This window comes from Actinacidiphila sp. DG2A-62 (assembly GCF_035825295.1).
In the GTDB taxonomy this organism is placed as follows: domain Bacteria; phylum Actinomycetota; class Actinomycetes; order Streptomycetales; family Streptomycetaceae; genus Actinacidiphila.
Genome location: NZ_JAYMGI010000002.1, coordinates 8,208,367 through 8,222,996, shown reverse-complemented (window position 1 = coordinate 8,222,996; position 14,630 = coordinate 8,208,367). Strand labels below are relative to the sequence as shown.

Sequence of the window (14,630 nt, the reverse complement as noted above, 5' to 3'; positions counted from 1 at the left end):
GGCCCCGGTGCCGGCCCGGTGCCGGCCGGCTCGACGCGGCCGGTGACCTCGCCGAAGCCGATGCGGGTGCCGTGCGGCCCGGGCGCGCTCGCCGTGATGGTCACCTCGTCGCCGTCCTCCAGGAAGCTCCTGACCGACCCGTCCGGGAGGGTCAGCGGGCGCTCGCCGTTCCAGGACAGTTCGATCAGCGAGCCCTCGGTGCCGGGCCGGGGGCCGCTGACGGTGCCGGAGGCGTACAGGTCGCCGGGGCGCAGGCTCGCGCCGTTGACGGTCATGTGGGCGAGCTGCTGGGCGGCCGTCCAGTACAGGCCGGAGAACGGCGGCCGGGAGACCACCGCGCCGTTCAGCCGCACCTCCAGGGTGAGGTCGAGCGCCCACGGCTCGGCCGTCCCGCGGTCGTCGAGGTAGGGCAGCGGCGCGACGTCGCGGTCCGGCGGGGCGGTGCGCGCGTGGTCGAGCGCGTCGAGCGGCACCACCCAGGGCGAGAGCGACGTGGCGAAGGACTTGCCGAGGAACGGTCCCAGCGGGACGTACTCCCACGCCTGGAGGTCGCGCGCCGACCAGTCGTTGACCAGGCACACCCCGAACACGTGGTCGGCGAACGCGTCCAGCGGCACCGGCGCGCCCAGCGCGGAGCCGGCGCCGACGACGAAGCCGACCTCGGCCTCGATGTCCAGCCGGCGGCTCGGTCCGAAGTCCGGGACCTGCTGGTCGGGCCGCTTGCGCTGGCCCCGCGGGCGCACGACGGGCGTGCCGGAGACCACCACGGTGCCCGAACGGCCGTGGTAACCGATCGGCAGGTGCTTCCAGTTGGGCGTCAGCGGCTCCTCGGCGTCCGGCCGGAACAGCCGGCCGAGGTTGGCCGCGTGGTGCTGGGAGGAGTAGAAGTCGACGTAGTCCCCCACCTCGAACGGCAGGTGCAGGACGACGTCCTCGCGCGGCAGCAGGAAGGGCTCGACCGCGGGGCGGTGCGCGCTGTCGGTGAGCCAGGCGATCAGCGCGGCCCGCACCCGCGTCCACAGCGGACGTCCGCCGGCCAGCAGGGGGTTGAGCACCGGCGCGGCCAGCGGCACGGCGACCTCCCGCGCCGCGTGCGTCTCGCGCGCGGCGGCGCCCGCGTCCAGCACGTAGTCCCCGACGGCGACGCCGATCCGGCGCCGGGACGGTTCCTGGGGCGTGGTGAACACCCCGTACGGCAGGTTGTGCACGCCGAAGAGCGTGTCGTCGGGCAGGTCGAGCCAGCAGTCGGTCATGTGCCGTCCAGGGTCGCGGGCGGATGAGGGGATGATCGGAGCGGGTCGGCGCGGTGCGCGGCGGTACGGGGACTGGGACACGGCAGCGGCGGCGGGGACAGGACGGAGCCGTGCGCGGGGCGGGGCGGGTCGGCGGCGGACGACAGGAGGCTACGGCAGCGGCAGCGAGGGCGCGGGCGGCGCTCCGGCCGGGGCGGCGAGCAGCCCGAGCGCGGCGAGGTCGGCGAGCGGCTCGGCGATGCTGCACGTGCCGTAGGCGGTGAACAGCCCGCGGTCGGGCAGACCCGCGGCGGCCTCGGCGAGCACGGCGCCCGACGTGGCCTCCAGCAGGTGCTCGGCGCGGGCCGGGTCGCCCTGGGCGGCGGCGTGGGCGGCGGTCAGCACGTTGAGGAAGCCGTGGTGGGTGAAGCCGGTCGCCGGGTCGGTGTGCCGGACCGCCTGGTGCAGCCCCGCGGTGCATTTGAAGGCCAGGCCGCGGCGCGCGCACCCGGTGAGGAAGCGGGCCAGCTCGGCGGGCGGGGGAAGTCGGCGGCGGTGAGGCCGCCGGTGCGGTACTTCGCCCGGTACGGCGTCGCGGCCACCGCGTCCAGCGCCGCCTCCAGGCCGGGCCCGCGGCGCACCTCCAGCACTCCCCCGGCGCCCGGCGGGAGCAGCCGGTCCAGGGCGGCGGCCCCGCGCGCGGCGGCCTCGGCCGGTGTGCCGTCGCCGTCCGGGCCGAGTTCGACGCCGACCGGGCGCAGCGCCGGCCAGGCCGCGAGGTCGGCGAGGGCGCCGGCCAGCGCGGCGGGCCCGGCCCGCACCACGAGCACCACGTCGAGCGGGGTGTCGCCGGCGGCGGCTCCGGTCTCGGCGATCGTGTCGGGGCCGAGCAGGAACGGCCCGACCAGGTCCGCGTACCAGGCCGCGCGGTGCACCCGGTGGGCCTGCACGGCGGCGACGACGGGCGCGCTGCCCGGCGGGAAGAGGGCGGCGTCGTCGCACAGCCCGGCGAGGTACGGCGGCACGGCGGGGTTCTGTGCGGCGCGGGACGCGGTCACGTGGCTACTCCCTGGTGGTGCCGGCGGACGGGACGCGCGGGCCGCGGGGGCGGCCCAGGCCGGACCGGCGGGCGCCGGTCCGGCCCGTCCTGGGCGCCGGTACCGGCCCTTCGCCGGGCCCGTACGAGCCCAGTACAGGCCCAGGAACGCACGCGTGACAACTTCCCGCCGGTCGGCTGGACAATCTGCATAGCAGATGACCGCGTGCGCCGTCGTTCGTGGGCCGATTGCGCGTGTCGGGCTGCCGGTCTGCGTCCTCATCTCCCCCCGCCGCACGGTGTGACCGGCGGCCGAGCGGGAAGAGGACAAGGGAGAGGAGTGCGGCGATGCGGACCACCGTGAGGTTCTGGCGCTGGCGCCGCAACACGCTCCGCCGGCGCAGCGATCGCGCCGAGGCGTGGGTGGTGCTGGTGGCGGCCGTTCTGCTGTGTCTGGGCGCGCCGGCGGCGGGCGCCGTGGGGGGTCTGCTGATGGCCGGCGACGCGCCGCGGGCCGCCGCCGGCTGGCACCAGGTGGACGCGGTGCTGCTGCACCGCTCCCCCGCCGCGCCGATGACCGGCTGGGGGGCGCTCGGCTCCGACAGCGTACGGGTGGCGGCGGAGGTCCGGTGGACGCCGCCCGGTGGCAGCCCGCGGACCGGTGAGGCGCTGGTCCCGCCGTCCACGCCGGCCGGGCAGCAAGTCCGGATCTGGCTGGACCCGAAGGGCGTGCCGCAGGCCGACCCCACCGATCCGACGCAGGCGCAGGCACGGGCGGTCGTCTTCGGCGTGGTCACGGGCACGGCGACCGCGTTGCTGGTGCTCGGCGGCCGGACGGCGGCGGTGGCGGTGCTGAACCGCCGGCGCTTCGCCGCGCTGGACCGCGAGTGGGCGCAGGTCGGCCCGACGTGGGGCCACCATCCGGCGTGAGACCTGCGGCATGACGGGGCAGACCTGCGGCATGACGGGGCCGGCCTGCGGCGCCCGCGGGTGCGGGGCGCCGCCGGCCGGCCGGGGTGTCACGGTGTGCTCACGCGCAGGTGATCTGCGGGTTCGCCCAGTCCGCGTGGTCGCTGTCGTTGCCGTCGCCGCCGTCGGTGACGACGAGCTGGACGTTCTGCACGCCGGCCAGGGCCGCCTGGAGCTGCTTCGGACCCGAGGCGTCGGTCAGGACGCCGCTGTCGGCGACGGTCGTGCCGTCGGCGACGACCAGGAACTCGACGGTGCCCCTGCCGTCCTTCTCGTCGTCCACGCCGACCGTGGTGGTCAGCGCGGAGCACTTGCCGCCGAGGTAGTAGGTGATGGTGCTGGGCGCGTTGGTGCCCAGGCCCTTGGCGAAGACCGTGCCGCCGATGGTGATGGGGTGGCCGTCGCCGGCCGCGGTCTCGCCGTTGGACTGGTCCCGCTCCACCGGTCCCCATCCGTTGGTCGCGGACGTCCAGTCGAGGTCGCTGAGCTGGCTGGTGCCGGACGGCGGCGGGACGAGGACGGTGACGCCGCCGGCGAGCGGCACGGTGACCACGCCGCCGACCGGGCCGCGGTAGCCGACCGTCCCGGACAGCGCGTACGTGCCGGGCCGGGTGCCCGCGGGCACCGTCACCTTCCACGGCGTGGTCAGCGTCTTCCCGCGGGGCAGCACGATCGCGGTGGTGCCGCCGCGCGGGGTGACGGTCCAGCCGGCCGGGGCGTCGAGGTGCACGGCGACCCGGGTGGCGGGCAGCGAGCCGAGGTCGGTGACGTAGGTGTCGACGTCGGCGCTGGTGCCGGGCTCGATGTGGTCGGGTCCGCCGGTCACGCCCGTGTCCACGAGCGGCGGGTCGAGCAGCGCCTTGGCGCCGGCCGCTGGCGCGGCGCTCACCCGCAGCACCACGGTGCCGTGCGCGGGCACGGTCGCGGCCAGGGAGCCCGCGCTCTGCCGGTCGGCGTGCTGCCACAGGTCGCGTACGGCGTAGCTGCCGCGCTTGGGCAGTCCCGCGGCGGTGGCGGTGGTGGCGATCCGCTGGGCCCGGTCGGTGGAGTTGAACAGGGCGACGGCGCGGTCGCCGCCGGCCAGCGGCTTGGTGAGGACGTAGCGGCCGTCGTCGGAGGAGAGCACGGTCGCCTGCTTGCCCAGCGGGTCCTGGTCGAGCGCGATGACGTCCTTGTTGCCGAGGATGGCGAGCGTGGCGGGGGTGGCCTTGCGCAGGTCGGTGCCGATGAGCAGCGGCGAGTCCATCATCGACCACAGCGAGAAGTGGGTGCGGTACTCGGTGTCGGTCATCCCGCCGTTGCCGACCTCCAGCATGTCCGGGTCGTTCCAGTGGCCCGGCCCGGCGGCGTCGGCCAGCGGCATGTTGGCCTTGGCGATGTCCAGCATGCTGGACCAGCTGTCGTTGATGTCGCCGGTGGTGCGCCAGGAGTTGCCGATGGGGCCGGCCCACTCCCACGGGTTCTGCACCCCCCACTCGCACAGACTGAACAGGATCGGCCGGCCCGTCGCCGCCAACGCGTCACGCATCGCGGTGTACCGGTTCACATAGTCCTGACGCGACCCGTCCGACTGGTTGTTGCAGTTGTCGTACTTCAGATAGTCCACCCCCCAGTCCGCGAACGACCGCGCGTCGGTGGACTCGTGCCCCAGACTCCCCGGATACCCCGCACACGTCGCCGTGCCCGCGTCCTCGTAGATCCCCAGCTTCAAGCCCTTGGAATGGACATAGTCCGCCGTCCCCTTGATCCCGTCCGGGAACTTCACCGGATCGGGCACCAGACGGCCCTCCGCATCCCGGCTGTGCGTCATCCAGCAGTCGTCGATGTTGACGTACGTGTACCCCGCCGCCTTCAACCCCGACGACACGAAGTAGTCCGCCGTCTGCTCGATCAACTGCTCATCGACATTGCAGCCGAACGCGTTCCAGTCGTTGAACCCCATCGGGGGCGTGAGGGCGAGCCCGTTGTCCAGGGCGGCGGCGGGCGGCGCGGTGGTGACCACTGCGGTGGTCACCGCGGCGGCGCCGAGGACGCCGGCCCAGAGGGTGGTGGCGGTCGCGCAGGCGAGCAGCCTGCGGGCGAGTCTTGGCATGAAGGTTCCTCTGCTCGCGGTGAAACGTGGGCGGTACGAGTCCTGACACGCCGCAACCCGCTGAGATGTGTGCGGAACAGCGGGGTTGCGGCCCTTCAACCCAACGGAACAAAACAGAGTCGCTCATTTCCGTTCAGGGCGACACGGTAGGTTCGTTGTCGTGGAGTTGACAAGGCCCGTGCACGCAAAGGCGATCGCCTCGTGCGTACGCCGGGCGGAACCACCGCCTCTGTGGCCGCGTCGTCGGCTGTGGCAAGCTGTGGCACCGGCGGACGGACCACGAGACGGAGGCGGCCGGCGCCGCGAAGGGACGGGGGAACGGCGGATGCCCGATCTGGGGTACGACCTGACCGCGCTGGAGACGTTCAGCGGTCAGCTCGACACGGTGAAGAAGGGGCTGGAGGAGAGCCACTCGGCGATCGACTCCTACGACTCCGACTACGGGCACGGCGGCGTCCGGGACGCGATGCACCACTTCGAGAGCCACTGGCGGGACGGCCGCGGCCACGTCGAGCACACCGCGGGCAGCCTGTCCTCGATGGTGACCGAGGCGATCAAGGCGTACACCAAGGTGGACGAGGACCTCGCCAAGCAGCTGACCCAGAAGGCGGCCACGTGACCGGCGCGTCGGGCGACGGGCCGCGGCTGGACTCGGGGTACGGCTACGCGCTGTCGGTGCCGGGCAGTTGGTTCGAGGTGGACGTCCGCCCCGCCACCCGCGCCGCCTCGGCCGCCGAGCTGGTGAACGCGCGCATCACCGACCTGCCGGAACTGCGCGAGCGCCGCGCCGACATCGTGCGGCTGATCCGCCGCCAGGCCGCCGCCGCGTGGGACGCCGGCGCGGTGTACTGCGCGGTGATGGCCGAGCCGGTGGCCGACGGGCTGCTGCCGGCGTGCGTCACGGTGTCCTTCCTGCCCGGTCCCGCCGACGCCGACAGCGGCGCGCAGGACCGGCTGTCGCCGCTGATGTCCACCTTCCGCACCAAGGCGGCCAGGGGCGAGGACGACCCGTGGACCGAGGTCGCCGCAGTCGACCTGCCGCACGCGGGCGCGGCGGCGCGCACCTACGGTGTCGAGGACGTCGAGGACCCCGACGCCGGGCCCGGCTCCGGGCCGGTCCGCTCGGTGCGGGTGGTCACGATGCAGACCTACGTGCCGGTGCCGGACGTCAACCGGGTCGCGGTCGTCTCGTGCAGCAGCCCCGCCGTGGAGGTCGCGCCGGCGCTGCTCGACGTGTTCGACGCGATCACCGGAACGTTCCGCCTGTTCCCCGCCGCCGATCTCGTGAAGGGCCTTTGACGATGGGCCGCCCCACCGACTGGCACGTCCTGGACCTGGACGGCGACCCCACCCCGGGCGACGTCCAGCGCATCCGGGAGCTGGCCCGCAGGACCCGTACGATCGCCGACAACGCCGAGGGCGCGGCGCGCAACGTCCGCAGTCTGGCGGGCGACCAGGCCACCATGTCCTGGATCGGCGCGGCCGGCGACGTCTTCAAGGACGCGATCGGGAAGTTCCCCGGCCAGCTGGACAAGGTCGCCACCTCGCACCACATGGCGGCCGACGCGCTCGACGGTTACGCCACCGACCTCGACCACGCCCAGGGCCAGGCCGACCGCGCGCTGGCCCAGGCCCGCGAGGTCTACGACAAGGTGCAGTCGCTGCACAGCCAACTGGCCACCGCCACCGGCACGTTGAACAGCCTGAACAAGCCGGGCGACTCGCCGCAGCCGCCCGACCCCGAGCAGGTCAAGGAGCAGGCCCGCAAGCACACCGCCGCCCAGAGCCAGGTCGACTCGCTCACGTCCCAGCTCAGCGGCCCGCAGGCGCAGTTGGAGGCGGCGAAGAAGCTGGCCGGCCAGGCGGCCGCGCTGCGCGACGGCGCGGCGGACACCGCGAGCCGCAAGCTGCACGACGCCTCCAACGCGGGCATCCCGCCGGACTCGTTCTGGCACAAGCTCGGCGAGATCGCGGCGAAGGTCTGGCACGGCCTGATCACGGTGGCCAAGATCGTGGTCGCGGTCGGCGGCATCATCGCGCTGATCATCGGCGGCCCGATCGCCTGGATCGTCTTCGCGGCGGCGCTGCTCGTCCTCGCGGACACGATCTACAAGTACACCCAGGGCCAGGCGTCCTTGTGGGACGTGGCGCTGGCGGCCCTGAGCTGCATCCCGATGACCAAGGGTCTGACGACGCTGGCCGAGCTGAAGACCGCGTTCCAGGAGGGCGGCCTGATCGGGGCGGGAGTCCACGTCCTGGGAGCGGGGTGGGGCGCGGTCAAGGGCCTCGGCAACATGGCGAAGATCGCGTGGGAGGGCAAGTCCGCGCTTCCCGGCCTCATCCGCGCGCTCCCGTTCACCGCGTGGGGCAAGCTCACGCAGATGTCGAGCGAACTGCGCTACGGGGCCAAGGGGCTGCTGACCGGCTTCGGCGCCGGCTTCTCCGACGGCTCGGGCATCTTCGGTTCCTTCCGCAACGGCTTCTCCGAGGCCATGGACGGCTTCAAGGCCGGCCGGTCCACGGCACGGGGCCTCCCCTCCTGGCTGGCCCGCGACTGGCAGGGATCCTCCCCCTACGTGGGCATCGACGTCTTCCACGACACGGTGATACCGGCAGGGACCAAACTCGAGGTGCTGCACCCGGCCCTGACGGGCTTCGCCGTGCCCGAGGGCACGATGGCCAAGCTGGGTCTGGACTCGGCGGAGATCAGCCGCGGCGTCCAGGTCAGCCCGTCGGACATCAACGTCACGCGTGGCATCGAGCACAACTACCGGACCCACGGGGTGACCATACAGTTCAACGCGGACACCCCGGCGGCCACGGGTGTCGCTCGCGCCAACCCGCAGTTCGGCGCAGGCGGACAGACCCAGTTCTTCGTGCCGGACATGTCCACCCACGTGGCTGACGGAAGCATATCGGTCGTCGACTCAGGAGGAAGCGGTCGCGTGCTGCCCATGGTCAACTCGAAGGTGGCCGACATAAGCGGAGGCGGCCACATACCGCTCACCAACGTCGACCTGCCGCACGGCGCGCCGATCCTCACGTACGACGGAACGAAGCGAACCTTCGACAACGGCGTCTCCTTCGTGTCCGGCGTCGGCTACGGCAGTTTCCGTGGTGTGCAAACTGGCGCGGACGCCACGGCCCCCACCCGATGAGGCAGTCATGACCGAGGACACCCGCCGCCCCGTCGTCGCGAACGGTTGGCCGTACAGTGACGGGGAGGTGCCGCTGTGAGCGAAGAGTCCCCCGGGAGCGGCCCGGTCCCCGTCGCGTCGTCCGGCACCGCCGACAACCCGCACGCGCACCTGGACCCGGTGGTCGAGGCCGAGCTGTCCTGGGGCAACGAGGTCGCCGAGGACTGGCACGTCGTCACTGCGGCGAACCACCAGGCGCTGGCTCTGGCCCGGCCGTTCCATGTCGACGCGCTGCGCGAGCGGTTCCGCTTTCCACGGGACGTGGGTCTGTACGTGATCGGTGCGCGGAGCCGCAAGGAGGTGCCGATGATGCACCTCAGCGACTGGTTCTCGAAGGGCCACGTCACCGCCCCGCTCCCAGAGGGCTGGCCGAACGCAGACCTCGCCGTCCCGCTGGCACCCGACGAGCCGGGCGACGACCGCCGACCCATCGCGGCGATCGGCTGGCTGCGGCGACCCCAAGCACATCTGGAACCGATCGTGGCCGCCGAACTCTCCTGGGGCAATCGCATCGACTACGACTGGCGGCGAACCGACAAACTGCTGGACGACCGCACGCTCCGGCTGACATCGCCGTTCCACCTCGACCGGCTCCGGGCCACGTTCCGATTCCCTCCCAACGTACGGATGTACGCGAATCTCCCCGGACCACGCCCCGGACAGATCGGCCGGGTGCTCATCAGCGACTTCGAGGACTACGTGAACATCGAGGCGCCCCTTCCCGAGGGGTGGCCGTACGGAACGGACTTCGTGGACCTGTGAGCACGCATATTCCCGGCGACGACCACGAACGTGAGCCCATCGCCACGTCCGGCACGGCCGACCACCCGCACGCGCGTCTGGACCCGGTGGTCGAGGCCGACCTGTCCTGGGGCAACGAGGTCGCCGAGGACTGGCACGTGACCGACCCGCGCTTCGAGTACTGGGGACTGACGCCGGCCCGGCCGTTCCACGTCGACGCGCTCCGCGAGCGGTTCCGCTTCCCCTACGAGGTGAGTCTCTACGTCGTCGGCGGACGGCGCCGCAAGGACGTGCCGATGATGCACCTCATGGACCGGCTCGGGGTGGCGCGTGTCTCCGCCCCCGTTCCGGACGGCTGGCCCAACGCGGACCTCGCCGTCCCGCTGACGCCCGACGAGCCGGGTGACGGCCGCCGGCCCATCGCCGCGCGGGGGTGGCGCCAGCAGCCGCAGGCACACCTCGAACCCGTCGTCCACGCCGAGTTGTCCTGGGGCAACAGGATTCAGTCGCCGTGGCAGCGGGGGGACAAGCTGCTCGACGACCGGACATTGACGCTGGCGGAGCCGTTCCACGTGGAGAAGCTGCGCCGGACCTTCCGGTTCCCGGCGAACATCGGCTTGTGGGCAGTCCTCCCCCGCCCGGGCCACCGGCACGAGAGGGCGCGGATGGTGATGTCGGACAGCGAGGAGTACGTCACGATCCACACGCCGCTGCCAGACGAGTGGCCGCACGGGGAAGGGGAGGTGGCGCTGTGAGCGGGGACGAACTGGCGGCGGACTCGGTGCCGGCGCTGGAACTCGCGCTCAACCCACTGGTGTTCCGGATCGCGGACAGCATCGTGCTGATCGGCGTGAAACCGACGGACCGCGGGCCGGAGCTGATGTACACCGACGTCGGCGACACGGTGTGCGCGGTGGCGTACACCGATCCCCAGGAGATCCGGCGGGACCTGCCGGACGGCTACCGGCTGTTCCAGATCACCGTGCCGGAGCTGCTGAAGCGCCTGCACCCGGCGTGCGGTCTGCTGATCGGACCGCGGGCCGCGTCGCCGCTGATGGTGATGCCCTACGAGCGCGACGCGGTGATGGCCGCGAGCCTGCCGTTCCCCGCGGGCGCGCCGATCCGGATCAAGAAGCGCGGCGTGCCGCAGCGCCCGCTGCTGAAGGCGGCGCTGCGCCGCATCGAGGCGTCCGAGGGCGTGCTGCGGGTCTACCTGACCCGCTACCAGGTCGCCGACGCGCGCGAGAAGCTCCTCGTCGTCTACGAGAACGACCGGGGCGTCGAGGGCGCGGACGCGATCGCCGCCGACGCGTTCATCGACGCCGCCGCCGAGATCGGCCTCACCGACCCGATGCAGGTGGTGGCCCTGGACGACGTGCCGGAGCCGTTCCACGACATGCTCCTGGAGGACGTGCCGCCGGCGTACGTCCGCGCCGGCCTGGACGACGCCCGCTGAGACCCGCGCCGGGTCCCGCCGGTCGGCGCGCACTCACCCCTCCGCGCCGCTCGGAGCCGGAGCAGGTGCCGCCCCGCCGCCCGCCGGGCCGGGCGCGGGCCCGCGCCCGTGCCGCGCTGCCCGTTCACGTCCACTCCTCGGGGGCGCGGTCCCATCTCTCGGCCGTCCGGCCCTCCTGACGCCCCTCGGGCGCGCTCCCGCGCCCGACCGCGCGGTGACGCCGGGCCCCTGCCCGCGCGTCGGGGGCGAGCCCCGGACAGGCCGGGCGAGGGGCCGCACGCCGCACGCCGCACGCCGCGCCCCGCCCGCTTCTCCGCCGCTGCGCCCGCGCCCGCCCGTCCTCCCCGGGAAAAGCCGCCATTCCGCGCATAATGCCCTCAACCGCCATCCCGTACCCACCGCCCCGTACCCGCCGCCCCCGCCCCCGCCATCCCCGCCCCCGTCCCCGCTCGCGCCCGCCCCTGGAGGTCCCCGTATGGCAGCGGCCGCCCCGCCGCCGGACGGCGGCGCCCCCCGGCGGGGCCGGAGCCGCGCAGGACTCGGGGCCGGCGGTGGCGGCGCTGGCGGCACTGGCGACGCAGGGCGCTGGACACGTGGGCGGCGGCCCAGCGGCGCTTCCCGGTGATCACGGACGTGACCGCCCGGCTGGTGTCGGTGAACGTGCTGGACGGCGCCACCCGCCTGGCCGCACAGGTGTTCCTGACGGCGGTGCCGCTGATGTTCGTCGCCGCGGCGGTGGCCCCCCGCAGCGTGCGGGACCAGATGCTGCACTCGGCGCAGCAGTTGTTCGGGCTCAGCGGGGCGTCACAGGCCCAGTTGAAGGAGGTCTACGCGGCGCACGGCGACGAGCACGCGAGCCTGCGGCAGACGACCGGCGCGATCGGCGGCCTGATGGCGCTGCTGTCGGCGACCGCGTGCAGCCGCGCGATGGCGCGGGTGTGCGAGCGGGCCTGGCGGCTGCCCCGGTCCGGGGTGCGGGTGGCGGTCTGGCGGTGGTTCGCGTGGCTGGTGGCCTGGGGTCTCGTCCTGGTGCTGCAGGGGCCGCTGCGCGCGGGTCTGGGCGCCGGGCCGTGGCTGGGCGTGCCGCTGATCTTCCTGGCCGACGTGGCGGTCTGGTGGTGGACTCAGCGGCTGCTGCTCGGCGGCCGGGTGCCGTGGCCGCGCCTGCTACCGGGCGCGGTGCTGACGGCCGCGGCGATGACCGCGCTCTCCGTCACCGCGCGGCTGTACATGCCGCTGGCCCTCAACCGGAGTCTTTCCGCCTACGGCTCGCTGGGCTCGGTGTTCACCGTGCTGTCGTGGTTGATCGCCAGCTGCGCCGTGGTCACCGCGACGATCACGGCCGGCGCGGTCCTGGGCAGCGAGCCCCCGCTGGCCCCGCTGCTCGACCGCCGGCGGCGGCCGGCCGAGGGGTGAGCGACGCGCGGAGGTGACGCTCACCCCCCTTCTCGCACACTCGTTCGAATCTGTGCCAGAATCCCTCCATGCCCCAGCACCTCTTCCCCGACGACCTCGTCCAGGCGCAGCGCGACTGGTACGCCACCTACCGCGAACTGGCCACACGCGGCGGCTCCGGCGCCCAGACCACCGTCCTGCGCCGCCGGCTGGTACGGCTCTCGGTACGGATCACCGCCCACCCGTACTGGGCGACGCTCCCGGGCGGCGCACCGGCCGCCCGGATGGCACTCAAGGAGCTGGCCTGGGCCGAGACGTCCGCGCAGTCGCCCGCCCCGGCCGCCGACGCCGCCGACGCCGGCGGCGCCTGACGAGCCGCGGGGCCCCGGCCCCACCACCCCCACCCACACCGGTGACCACGTGCGCCGCCCATCTCTGAGAGCGCTCTCGGAACCGCTTGACACACGGCTCTCCGACCCGCAGGGTACGTCTGCGAGAGAGCGCTCTCACCGCATCGGAGGGCGCTCATCGACCGCCATGCGTCGTCGGGCCGCTGGCCACAGTTGTGTGTGAAGGTGGGTCGTACCTCATGTCCTCGAACCGGGCCGCAGACACCGGACTCCCCGCGCTCCAGCGGCGCCCCGAGGAGCGGATCAGCCGCCGCTCGTTCGTGGCCGCCGCGGCGCTGGCGACGGCGGTCCCGGTGGCCGGCGCCGCGACGCCGGCCGCCGCGCGGTCCGAGCCGCGGACCGGCGCGGCGGCCCAGGTCCCGTACGGCGGGCGGCAGCACGCCCCCGCCGAGCCGGACTTCGGGCCGAACGTGACGGTGTTCGACCCGTCCATGCCGGCCGCGCGGATCCAGGCCGCCCTGGACGCGGCCGCCGCCGAGCAGGTGACGGCCGAGTTCGGGACAGGCCGTTACGCCTTCCTGTTCAAGCCGGGCACGTACGACGTCGACGCGCAGCTCGGCTACTACACCTCGGTGGCGGGTCTGGGCCTGTCCCCAGACGACGTGACGATCAACGGCGCGGTGCGGGTGGAGGGGCAGCCGCAGCCGGGCGGCGGCGACAGCGCGCTGACCAACTTCTGGCGCAGCGCGGAGAACCTGGCGGTCGTGCCCGCCGACGGGATCAACTGGTGGGCGGTGTCGCAGGCCGCGCCGCTGCGCCGGGTGCACGTCCGCGGGCAGCTCTTCCTCTTCCCCGGCAGGGCGGCTTCTCCAGCGGCGGCTTCATCGCCGACTCGGTGATCGACGGGCAGGTGGTCAACGCCTCGCAGCAGCAGTGGCTGACCCGGGACAGCTCGGTGGGCGGCTGGTCGAACGCCGTGTGGAACCAGGTCTTCGCGGGCGTGTCGGGCGCACCCGCCCAGTCCTTCCCCGACCCGCCGTACACCACGCTCCCCACCAGCCCGCTCAGCCGCGAGAAGCCGTTCCTGTACGTCGACGAGGCCGGGGGCTACCGGGTGTTCCTGCCCGCGCTGCGGCACGACGCGGTGGGCGTCACCTGGGACCGGGAGCCGGCTGCGGGGTCGTCGGCGCCGCTGGAGCGGTTCTTCGTGGCGCGGCCGTCGGACTCGGCGCGGACCATCAACAGGGCGCTGTCGCAGGGCAAGCACCTGCTGCTGACGCCGGGCGTCTACCGGCTGACCGACACCATCAGGGTCAAGTGGGCGGGCACCGTGGTGCTGGGCCTGGGGTACGCGACGCTGACGCCGCTGCGCGGTGTGGTGCCGATGACGGTCGCGGACCCGCGCGGGGTGCGGATCGCGGGCCTGCTCTTCGACGCCGGGCCGGTCTCCTCGCGGGTGCTGCTGGAGGTCGGCGGCAAGCACCGCGGGCGCACCGATCCGCGCGAGCCGGCGTCGGTGCAGGACGTGTTCTTCCGGATCGGCGGCGCGGGTGTGGGCCGGGCGGCCACCGCGCTGGTGGTCAACAGCGACCACGTGCTGCTCGACCACGTCTGGGCGTGGCGCGCCGACCACGGCACGGGGGTGGGCTGGACGGTGAACACCGCGGACACCGGCGTGGTCGTCAACGGCGACCACGTGCTGGCCACGGGGCTGTTCGTCGAGCACTTCCAGCAGTACAACGTGGTCTGGAACGGCGACCACGGCCGGACGGTGATGTTCCAGAACGAGCTGCCGTACGATCCGCCCGACCAGGCCGCGTACACCCACCACGGCGTCGCCGGCTACGCCGCCTACAAGGTGGCGGACGGGGTCGGTCACCACGAGGCGTGGGGGCTGGGCAGCTACTGCTTCTTCGACGTCGATCCGACGATCCGCACCGCGCACGCCTTCGAGGCGCCGCGGCGGCCGGGCGTGGTCTTCCACGACCTGCTGACGGTCTCGCTGAACGGGGCCGGCGTGATCGAGCACGTGATCAACGACGTCGGCGGTCCGGCGCAGGGCGCGGACACCGTTCCGGTGGACGTCGTGCGGTATCCGCCTGGCCGAGCACGGGGGGCATGGGGGTGAGGGGGCCGCCGGGCGCACCGGCGGCCCCCTCACA

General features: G+C 73.8%; 14 protein-coding genes and 1 pseudogene. 11 read left to right on the top strand and 4 right to left on the bottom strand.

The genetic code is table 11. The features are described 5' to 3' along the window. Positions 1-23 precede the first annotated feature (23 nt). The 3 genes and pseudogenes from fahA to VSR01_RS36115 form a co-directional block, all read right to left on the bottom strand. Positions 24-1,253 (bottom strand): annotated as a pseudogene (fahA, locus tag VSR01_RS36125) (fumarylacetoacetase); the annotation flags it as partial. A gap of 150 nt (positions 1,254-1,403) precedes the next feature. Then, a complete protein-coding gene (locus VSR01_RS36120; protein WP_326453185.1) occupies positions 1,404-1,637 on the bottom strand; it encodes a hypothetical protein in 234 nt (77 codons plus the stop codon). Beyond that, positions 1,631-2,290 carry a hypothetical protein gene (locus VSR01_RS36115; RefSeq protein ID WP_326453184.1) on the bottom strand — a complete coding sequence of 220 codons (660 nt, stop codon included), beginning with the start codon at positions 2,288-2,290 and terminating at the stop codon, positions 1,631-1,633. Before VSR01_RS36115 ends, VSR01_RS36120 begins: the two co-directional genes overlap by 7 nt. 326 nt (positions 2,291-2,616) lie before the next feature. Here VSR01_RS36115 and VSR01_RS36110 point away from each other — a divergent pair, with 326 nt between their 5' ends. Continuing rightward, positions 2,617-3,198 carry an Rv1733c family protein gene (locus tag VSR01_RS36110; protein WP_326453183.1) on the top strand — a complete coding sequence of 194 codons (582 nt, stop codon included), beginning with the start codon at positions 2,617-2,619 and terminating at the stop codon, positions 3,196-3,198. Between the two features lie 100 nt (positions 3,199-3,298). Here the strand turns inward: VSR01_RS36110 and VSR01_RS36105 are convergent, their stop codons facing one another. Beyond that, on the bottom strand, positions 3,299-5,329 hold the full coding sequence (locus tag VSR01_RS36105) for an NPCBM/NEW2 domain-containing protein (protein WP_326453182.1): 2,031 nt from the start codon (positions 5,327-5,329) through the stop codon (positions 3,299-3,301). Positions 5,330-5,654: 325 nt separating this feature from the next. Between VSR01_RS36105 and VSR01_RS36100 the strand changes: the two genes are divergently transcribed. The 10 genes from VSR01_RS36100 to VSR01_RS38155 all read left to right on the top strand — a co-directional run bounded on the left by VSR01_RS36100 (position 5,655) and on the right by VSR01_RS38155 (position 14,596). After that, on the top strand, positions 5,655-5,948 hold the full coding sequence (locus VSR01_RS36100; protein ID WP_326453181.1) for a DUF6507 family protein: 294 nt from the start codon (positions 5,655-5,657) through the stop codon (positions 5,946-5,948). After that, entirely contained in the window at positions 5,945-6,628 is a 684-nt protein-coding gene (locus VSR01_RS36095; protein ID WP_326453180.1) for a hypothetical protein, read from the top strand. Before VSR01_RS36100 ends, VSR01_RS36095 begins: the two co-directional genes overlap by 4 nt. A gap of 2 nt (positions 6,629-6,630) precedes the next feature. Then, positions 6,631-8,487, top strand: coding sequence for a putative T7SS-secreted protein (locus tag VSR01_RS36090; RefSeq protein WP_326453179.1), 1,857 nt, complete (start codon positions 6,631-6,633; stop codon positions 8,485-8,487). Positions 8,488-8,562: 75 nt separating this feature from the next. After that, entirely contained in the window at positions 8,563-9,288 is a 726-nt protein-coding gene (locus VSR01_RS36085; RefSeq protein WP_326453178.1) for a hypothetical protein, read from the top strand. Beyond that, positions 9,285-10,022, top strand: a complete 738-nt coding sequence (locus tag VSR01_RS36080; protein WP_326453177.1) for a hypothetical protein — start codon at positions 9,285-9,287, stop codon at positions 10,020-10,022. Before VSR01_RS36085 ends, VSR01_RS36080 begins: the two co-directional genes overlap by 4 nt. After that, positions 10,019-10,723: a hypothetical protein gene (locus tag VSR01_RS36075; protein ID WP_326453176.1), complete on the top strand. Its 705-nt coding sequence runs from the start codon at positions 10,019-10,021 to the stop codon at positions 10,721-10,723. Before VSR01_RS36080 ends, VSR01_RS36075 begins: the two co-directional genes overlap by 4 nt. 621 nt (positions 10,724-11,344) lie before the next feature. After that, on the top strand, positions 11,345-12,139 hold the full coding sequence (locus tag VSR01_RS36070) for a YhjD/YihY/BrkB family envelope integrity protein (protein WP_326453175.1): 795 nt from the start codon (positions 11,345-11,347) through the stop codon (positions 12,137-12,139). Between the two features lie 68 nt (positions 12,140-12,207). Beyond that, entirely contained in the window at positions 12,208-12,489 is a 282-nt protein-coding gene (locus VSR01_RS36065) for a hypothetical protein (protein WP_326453174.1), read from the top strand. Positions 12,490-12,707: 218 nt separating this feature from the next. Further along, the gene (locus tag VSR01_RS38160) at positions 12,708-13,367 is read left to right on the top strand and encodes a hypothetical protein (protein ID WP_442785617.1); all 660 of its coding nucleotides are present in this window, start codon (positions 12,708-12,710) and stop codon (positions 13,365-13,367) included. Beyond that, complete coding sequence (locus VSR01_RS38155) at positions 13,364-14,596, top strand: hypothetical protein (RefSeq protein WP_442785616.1); 1,233 nt, start codon at positions 13,364-13,366, stop codon at positions 14,594-14,596. Before VSR01_RS38160 ends, VSR01_RS38155 begins: the two co-directional genes overlap by 4 nt. The last annotated feature ends 34 nt before the right edge of the window (positions 14,597-14,630 follow it).

What these genes read in the sequence shown, in the direction of transcription:
- VSR01_RS36110 (WP_326453183.1), top strand. Translation starts at nt 2,617, where the DNA reads ATGCGGACCACCGTGAGGTTCTGGCGCTGGCGCCGCAACACGCTCCGC.
- VSR01_RS36105 (WP_326453182.1), bottom strand. Translation starts at nt 5,329, where the DNA reads ATGCCAAGACTCGCCCGCAGGCTGCTCGCCTGCGCGACCGCCACCACC.
- VSR01_RS36100 (WP_326453181.1), top strand. Translation starts at nt 5,655, where the DNA reads ATGCCCGATCTGGGGTACGACCTGACCGCGCTGGAGACGTTCAGCGGT.
- VSR01_RS36090 (WP_326453179.1), top strand. Translation starts at nt 6,631, where the DNA reads ATGGGCCGCCCCACCGACTGGCACGTCCTGGACCTGGACGGCGACCCC.
- VSR01_RS36065 (WP_326453174.1), top strand. Translation starts at nt 12,208, where the DNA reads ATGCCCCAGCACCTCTTCCCCGACGACCTCGTCCAGGCGCAGCGCGAC.
- VSR01_RS38160 (WP_442785617.1), top strand. Translation starts at nt 12,708, where the DNA reads ATGTCCTCGAACCGGGCCGCAGACACCGGACTCCCCGCGCTCCAGCGG.